The following is a 17,646-nucleotide window of genomic DNA, read 5'->3' on the forward strand; positions in this document are numbered from 1 at the left end:
AACGCTTTCCATGTTCGGCGCAACCTTGTGGCTGACCCTGGCCACCCTGACCGGACTTGCCGCGGGATTTGCCCGGGAATGGCTGTTGGTGGCCGCTTGGGGCGCCGGTGGCCAGAGCGACGGCTTCCTGGTGGCGATGTTCCTGCCCGAAGCCCTGCGCATGGCCCTGGCTGCCGGCCTGCTCAGCGCTGCCGCCTTGCCGCTGTATCAACAGCGCTCGCCCTCGGAACAACAGGCCTGGCTCAGCGCCCTGGCACCGCGCCTGCTGCTCTGCGGCCTGCTGCTGGCTGGCCTGCTCAGCCTTGGCGCCCCCCTCTGGGTACGCCTGATCGGCCCGGGCCTTGGCAGCGACGGTTATGCCCTGGCCAGCGGTGGCCTGCACTGGCTGGCCTGGTGCGCCCCGGGGTTCATCCTGCACAGCCTGTTCTGCGTCCCGTTGCAGGCGCGCTCGCGCTTTGTCCTGGCAGGGCTGGGCTCGTTGCTGTTCAACCTGCCACCCGTGCTCTACCTGGCCAGCATGCAGCATGCCGCCAGCCCCAGCGGGCTGGCGGCCGCCTGTGTGCTGGGTAGCCTGCTGATGCCCAGCGTGCTGCTGCCCTCCGTGCTGCGCGATGGTTGGCGTCCCTGGCGTATTCAGGGGGCGCCAGGGGCCGGTCGCGAGCTCCTGCAACGCATAGGTCCGTTGCTGAGCAGCAACCTCGCCAGCCAGGGCCTGGCCTTGCTGGAACGCATGGCGGCCTCGCTGCTGGGTGAAGGGGCTGTCACCTGGATCAACCTTGCACGCAAGCTGATCAACCTGCCTCTGATCGCCCTGATGAGCCTCAACCAGGTACTGCTGGGCCTCATGAGCGGCAGTTCCGGGGAGCAGCGCCTGGATCTGTTGCGCAAAGGCCTGAGCAGCGCCACCTTGCTGACCATTCCAGCAGTGGTGGGCTTGATCGGTGCGGCCGCATCGCTGGTGCACCTGTTGCTGCCATCCCAGGCCGCCGACAGCCCCCTGCCGCATCTACTGGCGTGGTTCTCGGTGCCCTTGATGTTCGGCGCCTGGAATGCGCTGCTGGCACGCTATGCCTATGCGGCGGGAGATACCCGCATGCCCCTCAACTGCGAGCTGGCCGGCAGCCTGCTCAACGCCCTGCTGCTGGCCGCACTACCGTATTTCCTGGGCTTGATCGGCATCGCCCTGGCGGCCATCTGTGGCGTGCTGCTCACCGGCTTGCTGCTGATGCGGCGCCAGCAACTGCTGGGCCTGCTGCCGTGGCGCAGCCATTGGCTGATTGGCCTGTGCGGCATGTTGCTGGCGGCGCTGCTCCTGCATCCATTGACCTCGATCGCCTGGCAATTGGGCTTGAGCAGCGCCTGCGGCCTGTTGCTATTGCTGGGCCTGGCCGCCTGGTTGCGCCCCTGGCGCCAGAACCCGACCTGAACCGGAGGCAACGATCATGTCCACACTACGCGTGGCCTGTGTGATCCCCACCTACAACGGTTGCCGGGACTTGTCCCGGCTCCTGGATTCCCTGGCCATCCAGAGTGCCGTCTTCGACACCCTGATCGTGGATTCCAGCTCCAGCGATGGCACCTACGAACTGGCCATGTCCCGTTGTGCCAACGTACTGCGCATCGACAGTCGCGATTTCAATCACGGCGGCACTCGGCAATTGATGGTGGAGCGCAATGCCGACTACGACGTCTATGTCTTCATGACCCAGGATGCGTATCTGGCCGATGCCGAGGGCATCGCCAACATCGTCGCGCCCTTCGCCGACCCGCAAGTCGGTGCGGTATGCGGGCGCCAGTTGCCGCATCTGGATGCCAGCCCCCTGGCCACCCATGCGCGATTGTTCAACTACCCGCCGACCTCCCAGGTAAAGAGCCTGGCCGATGTACCGACGCTGGGTATCAAGACCGCCTTCATGTCCAACTCGTTCTCTGCCTATCGTCGCGAGGCACTGATGCAGGTGGGCGGTTTTCCCAACCATGTGATTCTTTCCGAGGACATGTACGTAGGCGCCAAGATGCTCCTGGCGGGATGGAAGGTGGCCTATGAAGGCCATGCCTGCTGCCGCCATTCACACAACTACAGCCTCAAGGAAGAGTTCCGTCGCTACTTCGACATCGGCGTCTTCCACGCCCGCGAACCATGGATCCGCCAGGCCTTCGGCGGCGCCGGCGGCGAAGGCTTGCGTTATGTCAGATCCGAGCTTGAGTTCCTTGGCGGCGATCGATTGCTGCAATGGCCAGGGTCGCTGCTACGCAATGCCTTGAAATTGTTCGCCTATAAACTCAGCCAGCAGGAGCGCTATCTCCCCCTGGGCCTGAAGAAAAGACTGGGAATGTACAAGGGCTATTGGAACGGGCCCTATGCTTCTGCGCAGGCCAGGACGCTGCCGTAACTTTTCTGACTCAAAAAAGCGAAATGCCCTGATTGATCCGCTGGTGCCGATCAGTGACTGTGACCGACAGGCGCTGACGCCTCCAACAGGGAAGTACAACGTCATGAACGACAAGGGGCTTTATCCAGGATCGCACACACCACTCAACCCCATTAAAGGCAACGCCTGGCTCACAGGCAGCCCAGCCAAGGAACGCTACGAATCGCATCCCCCACATTCCAGGCTGCAATCGACACTCAAGCGCGTGGCCTGGCTGGCCCTGGCCGCGTCGCTAGTGGCCGGCCTGGTGACCTGGGGGTTTCATAGCCGTTTCGGCCTGCTGCTCTTGCTACTGCTACGTTGAGCTGGCTGCAATGGGCTCGCTTCGAGCGGGCCCATTGCTCCAGGCTTCAGTCCAACAATTCGCTCAAGGGAATGAAACTGACCTGATCACCTTCGACCAGGGTCCGGCCTTCGAGCACCTCCACCAGGCCTTCCGCCCATGCTGCACTGCGCAAGACACCCGAACTCTGGTTGCGATAGATGATCGCCCGCCCTTGTTCCATGCGCCCTCGTAGATATTCGCGACGATTACCCGGCTGGGGCCAGGCGAATCCGGCTGCGACCTCGAAACGAAGGGGCTGGACCTGCTGTACACCTTGGCGCCGAAGCAGGTAAGGCCGCGCGAGCAAGGCGAAAGTCACCAGGGTCGATGCAGGATTGCCAGGCAGGCCGATCACCGGCACTCCACGAAAATGTCCGAAAGTCAGCGGCTTACCTGGCTTGATCGCCAGCTTCCACAGCGCCAGTTCACCGGCCTCGCGCAGGGCCAAACCAAGAAAGTCCGCCTCGCCCACCGATACGCCACCGGTAGAAAGGATCAGGTCAACGTCCTTGAGATCCGCCAGGCGCTGGCGGGTCGCTTCCAGATCGTCGGGCAGGATTCCGCCATCCAGCACTTCACACCCCAGGCGCTGCAACCAACTGCATAGCAGTACCCGATTGCTGTTGTAGATCTGTCCCGGGCCTAGGGACTGGCCCGGTTCCACCAGTTCATCGCCGGTGGACAACACCGCCACACGAACCCGTCGAACCACTTCCAACTCGGCACATCCCAGGGATGCCGCCAGACCCTGCTCGATCGGCCCCAGGCGGGTACCGGCAGCGAGGACCTCCTCCCCCACCGTGGTTTCCTGGCCTTGGGGACGGATATTTTGCCCGCGCTTCAGAGGCTCGGTGAACAGCACGCGCTGGTCGTCCTGGACCTGGGCATTTTCCTGCATCTCGACGCAATCCGCGCCGGCCGGTACCGGAGCACCGGTAAAGATCCGCGCGCAGGTTCCAGGCTGCAGCGGCTCTGGCGCCTGCCCGGCGAAAATCCGCTGGCTGACCGGTAGGGGAAGCCCCTTCCAGTCTTCAAGACGCAGCGCATAACCATCCATGGCACTGTTAGGCCAGGGTGGCAGGTCCAGGCTGGAAACCAGCGGCTCGGCCAGTACCCGCCCATGGGTGGCCGCCAAAGGCAGGCGCTCACGCTCGGTGATCGCCGAGGCCTCGGCCATTGCCAGCAGACGCTCGAGTGCCTCTTCCACGGGCATCAACGCACCGAGCTTGCCTGGCTTACCCACGGGATTCACAAGGGGCCGCCTGCTTCAGGTGAGGTACGAAGTTGCAGGGTCGATGCCGTGAATCCAGTTGTTCGGCCAAAATGCCGTCCCAACCGGTACGCACTGCATTCGTGGAGCCTGGCAGGCAACACACCAGGGTTCCATTGGCCAAACCGGCCAAGGCCCGCGACTGCACGGTGGAGGTGCCGATATCTGCCACGGAAATCTGGCGGAACAGCTCGCCAAAACCATCGACCTGCTTATCCAACAGGCAAGTCACGGCCTCCGGGGTACTGTCACGACCCGTGAAGCCGGTGCCACCGGTGATCAGTACCACCTGTACCAGGTCATCGGCGATCCAGGTAGCGACCTGGGCGCGGATCTTGTACAGGTCATCCTTGAGCAGGACCCGTTCCGCCAGGCGATGGCCTGCGGCACTCAGGCGATCGACGAACAGTTGTCCGGAGGTGTCGGTCTCCAGGGTTCGGGTATCGCTGACGGTCAATACCGCAATGTTCAGCGGAGCAAAAGGTACATCAGCCTTGGCTTTCATAGGCTCGGTCCAGTGATGGGGGAAACAGGCCGGTGTTATATCACAGCACTTTGGAGCGTCGGCGCCTCTCCAGTAATCGGCCGATGATTCCCAGCCACGGCCAATCAGGCACAATGCGCCGCTTGCAATCAGCGAACGCCTGCGATCTGCCCGGCAACGTGGCAGAATGTCCCTGGCCAAGGAACTTGCAGGCGTTGTATACGTCTGAAGACCAGCACTCAAAGTACTTATTTCGGAGACACACAATGACTCAACGGACCCTCGCCACTCTCATGCTCGCACTGGGCCTGGCCACTCTCGCCGGCTGCGCCTCGCCGACAGTGCTCACCCTGAATGACGGTCGCGAAATCCAGGCCGTAGATACTCCCAAGTTCGACAAGGATTCCGGCTTCTACGAATTCGAACAGCTGGATGGCAAGCGGACTCGTATCAACAAGGATCAGGTCCGTACCGTCAAAGAACTGTAAGACTGACGACTGTCGATCTGAAAGCGACAAAACCCGCCTATAGCGGGTTTTGTCGTTTCTGGGCCCGGGGCAAGCTCACCAGTCGAGGCTGATGCGACTCTCGAACTCACGCGCCTGCCCAGTCAGCGGATCAGTGAAACGCAGGCCCTGGGCCAGGAGTTTCAACGGCTGGCCCAGGTCATCCTCGACGTCCTTGAGCACCTCGGGGTAGAACGGATCATTGGCGATCGCTGCGCCAAGGGCGCTCATATGCACCCGCAACTGGTGCTTCTTGCCCGTTACCGGGTACAGGGCATAACGCCACAAGTCGCCATGCTTTTCCCGGACATCGATAAGCGTCTCGGTGTTACTTACACCTTCAACCTCCTGCATGCGAAAGAACGGTTCCCCATCCACCAACCGGCTTTTATGCAGCAGCGGAAAAGCCAGCTCCGGCAAGGCCCGGGCAATGGCTTCGTAACGTTTCTCTATTTGCCGGGTCGGAAACAGCGCCTGATAGGCCGAACGGCTATCGGGGTTGGCAGAGAACAGCACCAACCCCGCCGTGTGCCGGTCGATGCGATGCAAAGGCACCAAGTGAGGATTGTCCAGGCGCCGGATCAGACGCCGGAGCAAGGTCTGCTCGACATATTCCCCCGCCGGGGTCACCGGCAGGAAATGCGGTTTATCCGCTACCACCAGGTGTTCGTCGACATGCAGGATCGTCTCCTGGACCGGGATCACCTTCTCGTCCGGAACTTCCCGGAAATAGTGGATACGCAGGCCTTCGCGATAACCCAACTCCAGGGCGATGGGCTGGCCCTGGCTATCCAGTACCCGGCCACGAGCGATACGGTCCAGCCATTGTTCACGGCTGATGGCCTTGAAGTGATCGCACAGGCAGTCCAGCACCGTCGCCCAAGAACCTGGGGGTAGGTACAAGGTGCTGGCCTGATGCTGTGCCGCAGAAAAACTCGCGCAAGACATACAAAAACTCGAGGGATCGATCCAAAACGGCATTATCCAACAGCGATCCCCCACAGCCTAGGAACAGTTTGTCCCGTTCAGGCACAAGACTGCCTGGCCTGTGCAGCCGCCTCAGTAAACTCCTTGAGCCAGCGCAGTACATCTACCGCCTCCCACCGCCCCGGATCGTAAAGGGCATACAGCAGTCCCTGATACCCGACCACATCCAGTTGCCGATGATAGCCAGCGCGCTGGAACAGGGCTTCGATCTCGGCGAAGCAGGTATTGAAATGCAGTTTGTTGAAGGGTGTCTTGCCTTCAGTCACCAGCCCATCCAGGCGTAGCTCAAGCACCGCCTCACGGACCACATCGGTGGACATGCTGTTCACGCTATTTTTAAGTTGTTCGACATTGACCATCATTTATTCCTTTAACGATTCCGGGACTGCGCCCCATCCTTCAGGGCTGCTTGTGCCCGACATAACTGACCACCCACAGCACAACGCCCCAGATCTCTATGGAGTCCAGATCGTCCAGGACAATGGAAGGGATTGAAGGCCGCGCCGCCTTGAGCAACAGGCCACCGCGAGGGTCGGGAGCCAATAGGCGCAATGAATACTCGACATCACCTTCGGGCCGCACCACCAGGTACTGATCCACCACCGGTGCGGCCGAACGATCGACGATCAGCCGGTCCCCGGGATAGATCCCGAACCCCAGCAGGTTGTCATCGTCCACCAGCAAGCCATGAATTTGCGGGGCTCCGAGCCCCAGGGTCCGGTCCAGGGAAAATCCGCTGCCCGTGGGCTCATGGGCAATCGGGGCATGATCATTGGCGCCCAGCTCCAGGATGGGGGCTGGCAAGGGTTGCGAGCGTTCGATAGCGGTCAGGAAAGTGAGAGACATGACGAGGCTCCTCGATAACTGTATGGACATACAGTAAACGAATCATCGAATCTCGCCAATGAATTCCAACCAGGGGCGACCAACGGAAGCATCCGGGTGCCAAGGCCAGGCTCAGCGCAGGAAGGCCACCACTTGTTCAGCGTCGAACGGCCAACCCAGCTCCGCGCCGCTGTCCACCCGGCGCAACACCGGGATGCGCAAGCCATAGGTTTCGAACAGCTCCTGGCTGTCGGCGATGTCCACCAGTTCGACCAGCAGGCCGTGCTCCACCAGCGGCATCAGCTCGGCCTCGGCCAGTTCGCACAGGTGGCATCCAAGGGTGCCGAACAATTGGCATTCAGGGGGCATCGCGGGACAACCGTTGAATTGGGGAACAGGCGCCCATTGTAGAACCTGAAGGAAAAAGCCGTCGACCCGCCAGGGTCAAAGAATGAATCGCACTCGACGGCTGGCCAGGATCAGCAGCGGTGCCACGGCGAACGCCAACACCAGCACCAGCAGTGCCATCTGGTTGCCATAGGCCAGCCCTGCCGACAGTGCGCCATAGACGAACCAGGGATGCACGTAATACACCGCCGAAGACAACTTCGCGGGGTAACTGCTGTGGCTGGCCCTGAAGTAGGCCTGGGGCAGCAAAAACAGCGCCGGGGCGATCACCAGCAGCGATACGAGAAAATCGAAGTTCTGCTCGACATCGGCCCGAAGTGCAAAATTCAGCGCCGCCTCGCCCAGGATCAACACCAGTCCCAGGATCAGCCAGCCCCACAGGACTGGCCGGCCAACACGCTGCGCCAGCTGGTGGCGGGCAGACAGAAAACCGATGGCCATGAACGGAAACCCCATGAACAGGAAGTTGCGCGCGGTGTAGTCGTTCTGGTTGAAGTGCTGGACAAAAGCATTGGGCAACTCGAAGTAGACCCGCGCGTATTGCAGGCACAGGCCAATCAGGAACGCCACCAGCGCCAGGCCGATCAAGGCCCCCGAACGCCATTTGCGCAGCATCAGCAATATCAGGCCACCACCGAGCATGCCCAGCAGATACCACAGGTGGAAATAACCAATCAGCAGCTTCTTCAGCACTCCCAGGACCCCGCCGATACTGGCGATGGTCGCCGGATCGACGTACTGCGGGCTGTAGACCAGCATCCAGAACAGGTAGATCAGCAAACCCCGCTTGAACCACTGGCCGAAGGAGTGCCCGCCCTCCAGGGTCTGGTACAGGTAGTAGCCGTTGATGATGAAGAAGGTCGGCACCGCCACTCGGAACAGGCCGTTGCACAGCAGATAGCCGGCCCAGGTGTAGTTTCCCCCCAGCAGCTTGCAGTGCAGCAGCACGACCATGACGGCCAGCAAGACCTTGAGGGCATCGAGATTTCCGTTGAGGACTTTCGACATGAAATGGCTACCCGAACAGGCAGGAGGAATCCCGGTCTACACCGGATCGTAGTGTTTGCGCTTGGTGCTCGAGCTGAAACGACGCTTGCAGTAGGCCGTAGCCCTATCAAGGATAGGCTTCTCATAGAACTGGTAGCCCACCCAGCCATAACAGACCACCGCCGCCATCATCAGCACCAGGAACACCAGGTTATCCACATAGCTGGCCGGCCAGGCACCCACCACCTGCCAGGCCCGACCCACCACGCCCAGTACCAAGAGATGGGACAAATAGATGGTGTAGGACATGTCGCCAGTGGCGGTCAAAAATCCCGGCATCCGGATCAGTTGCCGCCGCTCCAGCAACGCCAGGGACAGCACCAGGGTGCCAAAGGTCAGTCCTACTGCCAGCATTCTCGGCAGCCCCTCGGTCAGGAACAGCCGATTGGCGTAGATCAACGGGAACCCCACCAGCAAGGCCGCCGCCAGCGCTCCCCAGACCAGCGCCGCAGGCACCCTGGCGCTATGCGGGCCATAAAAGAACAGGGCCAGGGCACTGCCGACGATGAACTCCAATGCATAGGGATGCAGCATGATCTTCAAGGCCGGGGAGTAATCCTGCCAGTCCTGCAACAGGTTGAAGAGCACCAGTACCGCCGCCCATGACAACAGGATCAACGGCAGCAGCCGCTCCTTGAAGAACAGGAACAGGGTGAACATCAGGTAGAACCACAACTCGAACAACAGCGACCAGGCCACCATCACCAGCAGCACCCGGTCATTGGGCAACAGCAGGAAGGACATCCACAGGTTCGAACCGCCGTGGGAGCTGTTCACCAACGCCGGCTGCCACAGGTACACCCCCAGGGTGATGAAGAAATACAACCAGTAGGTGGGATAGATCCGCGATAGCCGGTTGAACAGGAAGCGCTGGGTCTCGACGCTTTTCTGGAAACGTCCGCGACTGACGATCACCATCACGAACCCGCTGATGACGAAGAACAGGTCGACCCCGAGCTGGAAGAAATCCAGAAAGACCGGCAGCAAGGTATCGCCACCGGAATACTTGGTCTCCACCGACATCATGTGGAACAGCACCACGCCCAGGACCGCGGCACCACGCAACCCTTGCAGTGAATACAGACGCTCCATATACCTCTCCGGCTCCTCACTGGCAGGGCCCGTCAGACCTTGGCAAAGACACGGCCATGCGTGGCCCCATGTTGCGTGCACAGCGTGCATCGACAGTGTCTGAGCATAGCGAAGGCTCGTGAAGATGAGACATTCTCGATAAAGAATGACTTGTGTCAGCGCGACCCTGCGTCGCTCGAGCGATCCTCCTGTCTTTTTTGCCTCTAGGCTTTGCCCTGCTCGCCCCTCGTCCGGAGATCGCCGTTGTTTGCCAATCTGTTGATCATTCTCGCCTCCTCACTGGTAGTCATCGCGCTGTTCCGGCGCCTGAGCCTGCCACCGGTACTGGGTTACCTGTCGGTGGGGCTGATGGTCGGCCCTACGGCCCTGGATTGGGTCAACGACAGCGAAGACCTGCCGGACCTGGCGGAACTGGGCGTGGTGTTCCTGTTGTTCTCCCTGGGCCTGGAGTTCTCCCTGTCGAAAATGCTCGCTCTGCGCCGCGTGGTGTTCGGCCTCGGCAGCCTGCAAGTGGCCTGTACCGGCCTGGTCCTGGGCGCGCTCCTGGCACTGTTCGGCATGCCGTTGAGCTCGGCCTTGATGCTCGGTACGGGGCTGGCGCTGTCTTCCACGGCCATCGTCAGCAAGGAGCTGACCAGCCTCGGCGAGATTTTCAGCAGCCATGGCCAGAATGCCATCGGCGTGTTGCTGTTCCAGGATGTGGTCGCAGTACTGCTGCTGACGCTGGTTCCGGTGTTCGCCGGCAATGCCGAGCAGGCCTGGTACTGGGCCCTGCCGGCGACCCTGGGCAAGACGGTCATCTTGTTCGTCGGCCTGCTGCTGGCCAGCCGCTGGCTACTGCCACGGCTATTTCATGAAGTCGCCGCCTCCCACTCCGCCGAGCTGTTCGTACTGCTGGCCCTGGTGATCGTCCTGCTCACCGCCTGGCTGACCCACCTGCTGGGCCTGTCGCCCGCCCTGGGAGCCTTCCTGGCCGGCATGCTACTGGGGGAAAGTCACTACCGGCATCAGATCGAGGCCGATATCCGACCCTTTCGCGACATCCTCCTGGGGCTGTTCTTCGTCAGCATCGGCATGCTCATCGACCTGCAACTGTTCATCGACCACAGCCTGCTGATCATCGGCCTGACCCTGGCCCTGCTGCTGATCAAGGGTACGGTGGTGGCCGCCCTGCTCAAACTGCGCGGCAGCGACGGTGAAACCGCCTGGCGCAGCGGCCTGGCCCTGGCCCAGGGCGGTGAATTCTGCTTTGCCCTGATGGCCCAGATGCAACTGGGCCAGATGATCCCGGCAGAAATCAGCAGCCTGCTGCTGGCCGCCACTTTCTGCTCGATGCTGCTGACGCCGCTGCTGTTGCGGGCCGCTCCGGTGCTCACCGCGCGCTTGCATCGCAAGCCCAACCAGGCCGCGCAGCTGGAAGAGATCAGCGCACAGAATGCCCAGCTGCAGGGCCATGTCCTGATCTGTGGTTATGGCCGGGTAGGCCAGTCCATCGGGCGATTCCTGCGCCACGAGCAATTGCGCTACATCGCCCTGGACGACGATCCCGTGCGGGTCCAGGAAGCCTCGGCGGCGGAAAGCTGCGTGCACTACGGCGATTGCCGGCGTGGCGATCTGCTCGCGGCGGTCGGCCTGGAACGGGCACGCCTGCTGGTGATCGCGGTGGACAAGAGCGACATCGCCCTGACCGTACTCAAGGCCGCCCGGCGCCTGGACAGCGCCGTGCCGATCCTGGTGCGCACCCGGGACGACAGCCAACTGGCCGAGCTCAAGGCCGCCGGAGCCAATGCCGTGGTTCCCGAGCTGCTGGAGTCGAGCCTGATGCTCGCCTCCCACGCCCTGATCATGCTCGGCCTGCCCGAGCAACGCGTACAACGCACGGTGGATGAAGTGCGCCACAGCCGCTACCACCTGCTCCACGGCTTCTACCACGGCGGCCAGAGCGACACCCAAGACAACCGCGAGCCACCCACGGTGCAGATGCACGCCGTCAACCTGGACGCCGATGCCCACGCCTGCAGCCAGCCGCTGCAGTCCCTGGCCCTGGAGCAACTGGGGGTGGACATACGCGCCGTGCAGCGTCACGGCCATGACCTGCCCCTGTCTCCCGGCCTGCAGCTGCAAGCTGGCGACCGCATCCTGGTGTCCGGGCCACAGAGTGCCATCGAAGCATGCGAAGCACGCTTGCTGGGCGGTTAAGGGCACAGCGGGCGCGTCCTGGACGGCAACGAGCCAGGTCTTCGGGCGACCCTGCCGCCCTACTCCTGATTGACCGCGCCGATCTTGTGCAGCGACAGGTCGGCGCCGTAGTACTCCTGCTCCTGGGTCAAGCGCAGCCCGCAAACGGCCTTGACCAGGCCGTACACGGCAAAGCCTCCCAGCAGCGCCACCAACACCCCAAGCGCGGTGCCCAGCAACTGGCTGGCCAGGCTCACACCTCCCAACCCGCCCAGCGCACTCTGGCCGAAGATCCCGCAGGCGATACCGCCCCAGACCCCACACAACCCATGCAGAGGCCAGACCCCAAGCACATCGTCGATCTTCCATTTGCCCTGGGCTGCGATGAAACACCAGACGAACAGGGCCCCGGCAATCGCCCCAGTGACCAGGGCTCCCACCGGATGCATCAAGTCCGAGCCGGCGCAGACCGCGACCAACCCCGCCAGTGGACCGTTATGCAGGAACCCGGGGTCGTTGCGCCCTACGATCAACGCTGCGACCGTACCGCCGACCATGGCCATCAACGAGTTGACCGCCACCAAACCGCTCAGGCCTTGCAGGGTCTGGGCACTCATCACGTTGAAACCGAACCAGCCAACGATCAGGATCCACGAGCCCAGGGCGAGGAAAGGGATGCTCGACGGCGCGAACGCAACCAGCTTGCCATCGCGATAACGGCCATGGCGCGGCCCCAGCAACAGTACCGCCGCCAGTGCCAGCCAGCCGCCCATGGCATGCACCACCACGGAACCTGCGAAGTCGTGGAAACCGGCACCCAAGTGCACCTGCAACCAGGCTTGCACGCCGAAATTGCCGTTCCAGACCAGGCCCTCGAAAAACGGATAGACGAATGCGACGATCAGCACCGTGGCGCACAATTGCGGGACAAACCGCGCGCGCTCGGCGATGCCTCCAGAGATGATCGCCGGGATCGCTGCCGCGAAGGTCAACAGGAAAAAGAACTTCACCAGGCCGTAGCCGTGATCGCTGCTAAGTACCGCGGCCGGTTGCAGGAAGCTCACACCGTAGGAGATCCAGTAGCCTATAAAGAAATAGGCCAGGGTCGAGACAGCAAAATCGCTGAGGATCTTCGACAGGGCATTGACTTGGTTCTTCTGCCTGACCGTGCCCACTTCGAGGAAGGCGAAACCGGCGTGCATGGCCAGGACCATGACCGCCCCGATCAGGATGAACAGGGTGTTGGAACCGTGGACCAGGGTGTCCACAGCGCTTTGCAGGTTTTCCATGGAGTAGGCAGATCCGGTAATGGCCGTCGGCTCGCGCAAGCCTTGCAACGCCGCCCCTGCACCAAGTTGGCTCGCGGACACCCAACAGCTGTATCCGGTGAACCGTTTTGGCGCGCAAGGGGCCGTAAGCAGCGCCGCACGCAAGAAAATGACCTGGGGTTGTGATTCACTCGGCCAGGGTTTGCGCGGTCCACAGCGCTTTCCCCGCTCGTTTTCAGCGCAGGCTCGAGAACCTGCGCACCAGGACAAAGCAAAAGCTGTACCAGGCAATTACAGTGAACCTTCATTCAGGGCTCATACTCATAGCTCACACAAGCCACCTAAGGAGGCAGCAGCATGGCCAGCAAAACGGCAAAGACGGCTCAAGAAGTACTGATGGCGGATTTTCAGGCACTGGTCAGTGACACGGAACGTCTGCTGGAGCACACCGCAACCCTGGCCGGCGACCAGGCCGACGAGTTGCGCGAGCAGATCCACGAAAGCCTGCTCAAGGCCCGGGAAACCCTGCAACTGACCGAAGACTCCCTGCGCCAGCGTGGCCAGGCCGCGGTCACCGCCGCGCAAGACTACGTGCAGGCCAACCCCTGGCAGTCGGTGGGCATCGCCGCCGGGGTGGGCTTCCTGATTGGCCTGCTGGCGACACGGCGCTGATATGGCGATCGATGAATCCAACGCCTCCGGCCATGGCCCGAGTGCATCCTCACGACGCCTGGGAGCGGCGGTCCTGGGCCTGCTGCACAGTCACGTCGAGCTGTTCGGCATCGAGTTGCAGGAGCAAAAAGCCCGGACCGTGAGCCTGCTGCTGTTCGCCGGCCTGGCCCTGGTATTCGCCTTGCTGTTGCTGGTAGGGCTCTCGGCGCTGGTGTTGATCCTGCTGTGGGACAGCTATCGCCTGGCCGGGATCATCGGCCTGTGCGTGTTCTATGCCCTGGCAGCGATCTTCTGCGGCTTGCGCCTGAAATCGGCGGTGTTCGACGAATCATCGCCCTTCCATGCCACCCTTCAGGAGCTGGCCAATGACCGGGAGCGCCTGTTGCCATGAACCTGCCTGAAATTCCACAGAACAGCTCCCGCCGGGAAATGCGCAAGGCCCTGATCCGCCTGCGCATGGAAATGCACCGCCAGGAGATCCGCCACGAATCCCAGCAACTGCTGCAACCGCTGCAACGCATGCGCAACCTGGGGCAAAGCTGGCAGGACGGCCTGGGCATCAAGCACGCCCCCCTCTGGGGCGTGGCAGTGGTGACCTTGCTGGGCTTCATCACCGGCAAGGGCGTCAAGAACGGTGGCACCAGCAGCCTTGCCCGCCTGGTGCGCCTGGGTACCAGCCTGATGCCGCTGATCAAGCTGGTGTTGCAGGGCTCCTCGCGCAAAACCTGATCAGCCTCATCTGGCTGCATTCTTGCTAAGCAACCCGGACCGGCCCTGAACCAGGTGCTGGTCCATGCCGTTATGACGCCCTATGAGGAGGCCTTGTGACCGACGGGCAACCGCTCGCGTGTTTCCAGCCATTCATCGACACCGCCACCGGGCGCATCGCCGGGGTCGAGGCCCTGGGGCGCCTGCGCCTGGGCAACGACCAACTGGTATCGGTAGGTCCGTTGTTCAGCGAACCACGCACCCCGGCCAGTGCCTTGCGCCGACTCGACCGCCAGATCCGCGAGGATGCCCTGCGGCGCCTGCACCAGGCCCCGGAGGACTGGTTCCTGAGCCTGAACATCTCGCCACGCTGGATCAGCCTGTTGCGGCCCGGTCAGCCACTGCCAAGCCTCAAGCAACTGCAACACCACCACATCGATCCGCGACGCATCGTCTTCGAGATCACCGAGCTGGGCGGGAACAGCCAGCGCCTGGCCCAGGTCGTGGAGCGTTATCGCCAGGCCGGGGCGAGGATCGCCATCGACGACTTCGGCGCCGGCTACTCGCAACTCGACCGGGTACTGGCCCTGCAACCGGACATCCTCAAGCTCGACATGCGGCTGTTCCAGGCCGCGGCCCGCGGCGGCCCCAGTAGCGATGTGGTCAAGGCCCTGGCGCAGATGGCCGAGAAAACCGGCTGCTGGATCATCGCCGAAGGCGTGGAGACCGAAGCCGAGCTGGACTTCGCCCTGGAATGCGGATCACGTTATGTGCAGGGCTTCCTGTTCGCCCAGGCCCAGGAAGGGTTCTTTGCCAGCGACACCTTCGTCCAGCCCTTCGCACGCCTGCGCGAACGCTATGTGCGCGACAAGCTCAAGGAGCGCCATCGCCTGATGCGCCTGCGCCAGCAATTGGCGCAACTGATGAACCTGCTGCAGCCATGGGCCCTGGCCCAGGCCCCCGTCAGCCAACTGCCCAGGCTCGAGGCCTTTCCCTGGCTACTGCGCTTCTATCAGTGCGACCGCCACGGCACCCAGCTGACTCCGAACCTGGAACGGCGCCACGGCGCCTGGCACGTCGACACCAGCTATGTCGGCCACAACTGGTCCTGGCGCCCGTACTTCTACCACCTGCTGGCCGAAGGTTGGGAGGAACGCCGGCTGATTCTTTCCAGCACCTATCGCGACGCCACCAGCAACCAGTATTGCCTGACCGCCGGCCAGTTCTTCGCCAACGGCCAGCGCCTGCTACTGATCGATATCGATGCCGCCGGGCTCTAGCGACCCGCCGATCGCTGCGCCGCGCCGATCCGCGGCATTTACTTGCACAGCAGCCCCTACGCCCTCTTGCAGCCAAGCGCGGGAACCCGGAAGCTGGGCACTTTGTGTTTTCTTCGGAGAGACCCGCCTTGGATTGGCAGACCCTGCTCAACCGCGAACGCCTCGGAAAGCCAGTGCACAGCCCGGAAGAACTTGGCCGTAGCCCTTTCCACAAAGACCATGACCGCATCATCTTTTCCGGCGCCTTCCGCCGCCTGGGCCGCAAGACCCAGGTGCACCCGGTATCCAGCAACGATCATATCCATACGCGCCTGACCCACTCCCTGGAGGTCAGTTGCGTCGGCCGCTCCCTGGGCATGCGCGTCGGTGAGACCCTGCGCAACGCCCTGCCCGAGTGGTGCGAACCCAGTGACCTGGGCATGGTGGTGCAATCCGCTTGCCTGGCCCACGACATCGGCAACCCACCCTTCGGCCACTCCGGCGAGGATGCCATCCGCCATTGGTTCCAGCAGGCGGCCGGGCGTGGCTGGCTCGATGCGATGAGCGAGGCCGAGCGCCTGGACTTTCTCAATTTCGAGGGCAATGCCCAGGGTTTCCGGGTCTTGACCCAACTGGAATATCACCAGTTCGATGGCGGTACCCGACTGACCTACGCCACCCTGGGCACCTACTTGAAATACCCCTGGACCGCGCACCATGCCGACGCCCTGGGCTACAAGAAACACAAGTTCGGCTGCTACCAGAGTGAACTGCCCCTGCTCGAACAGATCGCCCACAAGCTGGGCCTGCCGCAGCTGGAGGAGCAACGCTGGGCCAGGCATCCCCTGGTGTACCTGATGGAAGCTGCAGACGACATCTGCTACGCCTTGATCGACCTCGAGGACGGCCTGGAGATGGACCTGCTGGAGTACGCCGAGGTCGAATCCCTGTTGCTCGGCCTGGTAGGCGACGACCTGCCGGAAACCTACCGCCAGCTCGGCCCCGAGGATTCGCGCCGGCGGCGCCTGGCGATCCTGCGGGGCAAGGCCATCGAGCACCTGACCAACGCGGCGGCCCGTGCCTTCGTCGAACAGCAGGACGCGCTGCTGGCCGGCACCCTGCACGGTGACCTGGTGGAACACATGCACGGCCCCGCCAAGCGTTGCGTACTCAACGCCAAGGACATGGCCCGCAAGAAAATCTTCCAGGACAAGCGCAAGACCCTGCACGAGATCGGCGCCTATACCACCCTGGAGATTCTCCTGAACTCCTTCTGTGGCGCTGCGCTGGAACAACATGGCGGCAGAACGCCTTCATTCAAGAACCGGCGGATCCTCGACCTGCTGGGTAACAACGCACCGGACCCGAGCTGGCCTTTGCACAAGTCTTTCCTGCGGATGATCGATTTCATCGCTGGCATGACCGACAGCTACGCCAGTGAAATGGCCCGGGAAATGACCGGCCGCTCCAGCCCGCAGTAATCTCCGCTACCCGGCACCTCGCCCTCGCGGCAGGTGCCTGATATCAACCACGACACCTGCCCCGCGACTAAGGGATTCCCCTAGTCCATCTAACGAAGGCTGCGCCTGAATACTGGCAAGACATTCCCGCCAGGCTCCCGAAAACACCCATAGATCGCCGCAAGCAATACAACCGAATGATTCTAAGGAAAACCCTTAGTTTAAAAACGAAATCACCCTAAATAAAAAATAGAGCAACAACTCAACTAACAAGACAAACCGCAAGATGAAACTAGTTAGTTCACTACTGAATATTCCAAAAGACTCACAAAATTAAACATCTCCACCCTAAATCCATCAGGCGTCCCACCTTCCAGCATCTGTCATTTCTGGCGAAAGCCTTGCCAGCAAAGGCCAGGAGTAAAATTTAGTTAGCCTTCTATGCGTTTACAATTTACGTACAAATAGTACTTTTGGTTTCGGATAGTCTCGATTTCAACAGGAAATTTCCCCGCTGAACGCCCTCCATAAAAATAAATCCGCGCTGCGCTGTAACGTTTCCACGGCTACTCACTCAACCCTTTTGTCATACCTGAAACTGCACTGAATCACCCGGTACTCACTCAGGAACTGTCACTCTCGAGCACTTGAACATTGCTCCTCGATATAGCTGTCGTTGGGATTTGATGTTCATAGGGCAGAACTAAAAGCGACGTCACTAGTTG

At 61.9% G+C, this 17,646-nt stretch carries 19 protein-coding genes; 10 read left to right on the plus strand and 9 right to left on the minus strand.

The window, feature by feature from the left end:
- Positions 1-10: 10 nt before the first annotated feature.
- The 3 genes from ATY02_RS25980 (at position 11) to ATY02_RS25990 (ending at position 2,736) form a co-directional block, all read left to right on the plus strand.
- Entirely contained in the window at positions 11-1,426 is a 1,416-nt protein-coding gene (locus ATY02_RS25980) for a lipid II flippase MurJ (RefSeq protein WP_068581563.1), read from the plus strand.
- Between the two features lie 16 nt (positions 1,427-1,442).
- The gene (locus ATY02_RS25985) at positions 1,443-2,393 is read left to right on the plus strand and encodes a glycosyltransferase family 2 protein (protein WP_068581566.1); all 951 of its coding nucleotides are present in this window, start codon (positions 1,443-1,445) and stop codon (positions 2,391-2,393) included.
- A 103-nt stretch (positions 2,394-2,496) separates the two neighbouring features.
- Positions 2,497-2,736 carry a hypothetical protein gene (locus ATY02_RS25990; RefSeq protein ID WP_068581568.1) on the plus strand — a complete coding sequence of 80 codons (240 nt, stop codon included), beginning with the start codon at positions 2,497-2,499 and terminating at the stop codon, positions 2,734-2,736.
- Between the two features lie 46 nt (positions 2,737-2,782).
- Here ATY02_RS25990 and glp read toward each other — a convergent pair whose 3' ends face one another.
- Both glp and moaB read right to left on the minus strand, forming a co-directional pair.
- Positions 2,783-3,970, minus strand: coding sequence for a gephyrin-like molybdotransferase Glp (gene glp, locus ATY02_RS25995; protein ID WP_164487375.1), 1,188 nt, complete (start codon positions 3,968-3,970; stop codon positions 2,783-2,785).
- Positions 3,971-3,992: 22 nt separating this feature from the next.
- On the minus strand, positions 3,993-4,532 hold the full coding sequence (gene moaB / locus ATY02_RS26000; RefSeq protein ID WP_068581573.1) for a molybdenum cofactor biosynthesis protein B: 540 nt from the start codon (positions 4,530-4,532) through the stop codon (positions 3,993-3,995).
- Positions 4,533-4,777: 245 nt separating this feature from the next.
- Here moaB and ATY02_RS26005 point away from each other — a divergent pair, with 245 nt between their 5' ends.
- The gene (locus ATY02_RS26005) at positions 4,778-4,999 is read left to right on the plus strand and encodes a YgdI/YgdR family lipoprotein (protein WP_068581576.1); all 222 of its coding nucleotides are present in this window, start codon (positions 4,778-4,780) and stop codon (positions 4,997-4,999) included.
- Between the two features lie 75 nt (positions 5,000-5,074).
- On the opposite strand, the gene ATY02_RS26010 is transcribed toward ATY02_RS26005, so the two are convergent.
- The 6 genes from ATY02_RS26010 to ATY02_RS26035 form a co-directional block, all read right to left on the minus strand.
- Positions 5,075-5,965: a pseudouridine synthase gene (locus ATY02_RS26010; protein WP_068581580.1), complete on the minus strand. Its 891-nt coding sequence runs from the start codon at positions 5,963-5,965 to the stop codon at positions 5,075-5,077.
- A gap of 77 nt (positions 5,966-6,042) precedes the next feature.
- Positions 6,043-6,363: a transcriptional regulator gene (locus tag ATY02_RS26015; RefSeq protein WP_068581585.1), complete on the minus strand. Its 321-nt coding sequence runs from the start codon at positions 6,361-6,363 to the stop codon at positions 6,043-6,045.
- Between the two features lie 40 nt (positions 6,364-6,403).
- Positions 6,404-6,850 (minus strand): S24 family peptidase, encoded by a 447-nt coding sequence (locus ATY02_RS26020; RefSeq protein WP_068581588.1) that lies wholly within the window; start codon positions 6,848-6,850, stop codon positions 6,404-6,406.
- 111 nt (positions 6,851-6,961) lie between these two features.
- Positions 6,962-7,198, minus strand: a complete 237-nt coding sequence (locus tag ATY02_RS26025) for a glutaredoxin family protein (protein WP_068581589.1) — start codon at positions 7,196-7,198, stop codon at positions 6,962-6,964.
- A gap of 75 nt (positions 7,199-7,273) precedes the next feature.
- Positions 7,274-8,245, minus strand: a complete 972-nt coding sequence (locus tag ATY02_RS26030; RefSeq protein ID WP_068581592.1) for an acyltransferase family protein — start codon at positions 8,243-8,245, stop codon at positions 7,274-7,276.
- 36 nt (positions 8,246-8,281) lie between these two features.
- Positions 8,282-9,376 (minus strand): acyltransferase family protein, encoded by a 1,095-nt coding sequence (locus ATY02_RS26035; protein WP_068581595.1) that lies wholly within the window; start codon positions 9,374-9,376, stop codon positions 8,282-8,284.
- Positions 9,377-9,619: 243 nt separating this feature from the next.
- Between ATY02_RS26035 and ATY02_RS26040 the strand changes: the two genes are divergently transcribed.
- Positions 9,620-11,575 (plus strand): monovalent cation:proton antiporter family protein, encoded by a 1,956-nt coding sequence (locus ATY02_RS26040; protein ID WP_068581598.1) that lies wholly within the window; start codon positions 9,620-9,622, stop codon positions 11,573-11,575.
- A 59-nt stretch (positions 11,576-11,634) separates the two neighbouring features.
- Here ATY02_RS26040 and ATY02_RS26045 read toward each other — a convergent pair whose 3' ends face one another.
- A complete protein-coding gene (locus tag ATY02_RS26045; RefSeq protein WP_068581600.1) occupies positions 11,635-12,843 on the minus strand; it encodes an ammonium transporter in 1,209 nt (402 codons plus the stop codon).
- Positions 12,844-13,179: 336 nt separating this feature from the next.
- On the opposite strand from ATY02_RS26045, the gene ATY02_RS26050 reads away from it, so the two are divergent.
- The 5 genes from ATY02_RS26050 (at position 13,180) to ATY02_RS26070 (ending at position 16,942) form a co-directional block, all read left to right on the plus strand.
- The gene (locus ATY02_RS26050; protein WP_068581604.1) at positions 13,180-13,494 is read left to right on the plus strand and encodes a DUF883 family protein; all 315 of its coding nucleotides are present in this window, start codon (positions 13,180-13,182) and stop codon (positions 13,492-13,494) included.
- A 1-nt stretch (position 13,495) separates the two neighbouring features.
- Positions 13,496-13,885: a phage holin family protein gene (locus ATY02_RS26055; RefSeq protein ID WP_068581605.1), complete on the plus strand. Its 390-nt coding sequence runs from the start codon at positions 13,496-13,498 to the stop codon at positions 13,883-13,885.
- On the plus strand, positions 13,882-14,223 hold the full coding sequence (locus tag ATY02_RS26060; RefSeq protein WP_068581607.1) for a hypothetical protein: 342 nt from the start codon (positions 13,882-13,884) through the stop codon (positions 14,221-14,223). Before ATY02_RS26055 ends, ATY02_RS26060 begins: the two co-directional genes overlap by 4 nt.
- Positions 14,224-14,318: 95 nt before the next feature.
- Positions 14,319-15,482 (plus strand): EAL domain-containing protein, encoded by a 1,164-nt coding sequence (locus ATY02_RS26065; protein ID WP_068581610.1) that lies wholly within the window; start codon positions 14,319-14,321, stop codon positions 15,480-15,482.
- A gap of 128 nt (positions 15,483-15,610) precedes the next feature.
- Positions 15,611-16,942 carry a deoxyguanosinetriphosphate triphosphohydrolase gene (locus tag ATY02_RS26070; protein ID WP_068581612.1) on the plus strand — a complete coding sequence of 444 codons (1,332 nt, stop codon included), beginning with the start codon at positions 15,611-15,613 and terminating at the stop codon, positions 16,940-16,942.
- The last annotated feature ends 704 nt before the right edge of the window (positions 16,943-17,646 follow it).

This window comes from Pseudomonas sp. BIOMIG1BAC (genome assembly GCF_001705995.2).
GTDB lineage: Bacteria > Pseudomonadota > Gammaproteobacteria > Pseudomonadales > Pseudomonadaceae > Aquipseudomonas > Aquipseudomonas sessilinigenes.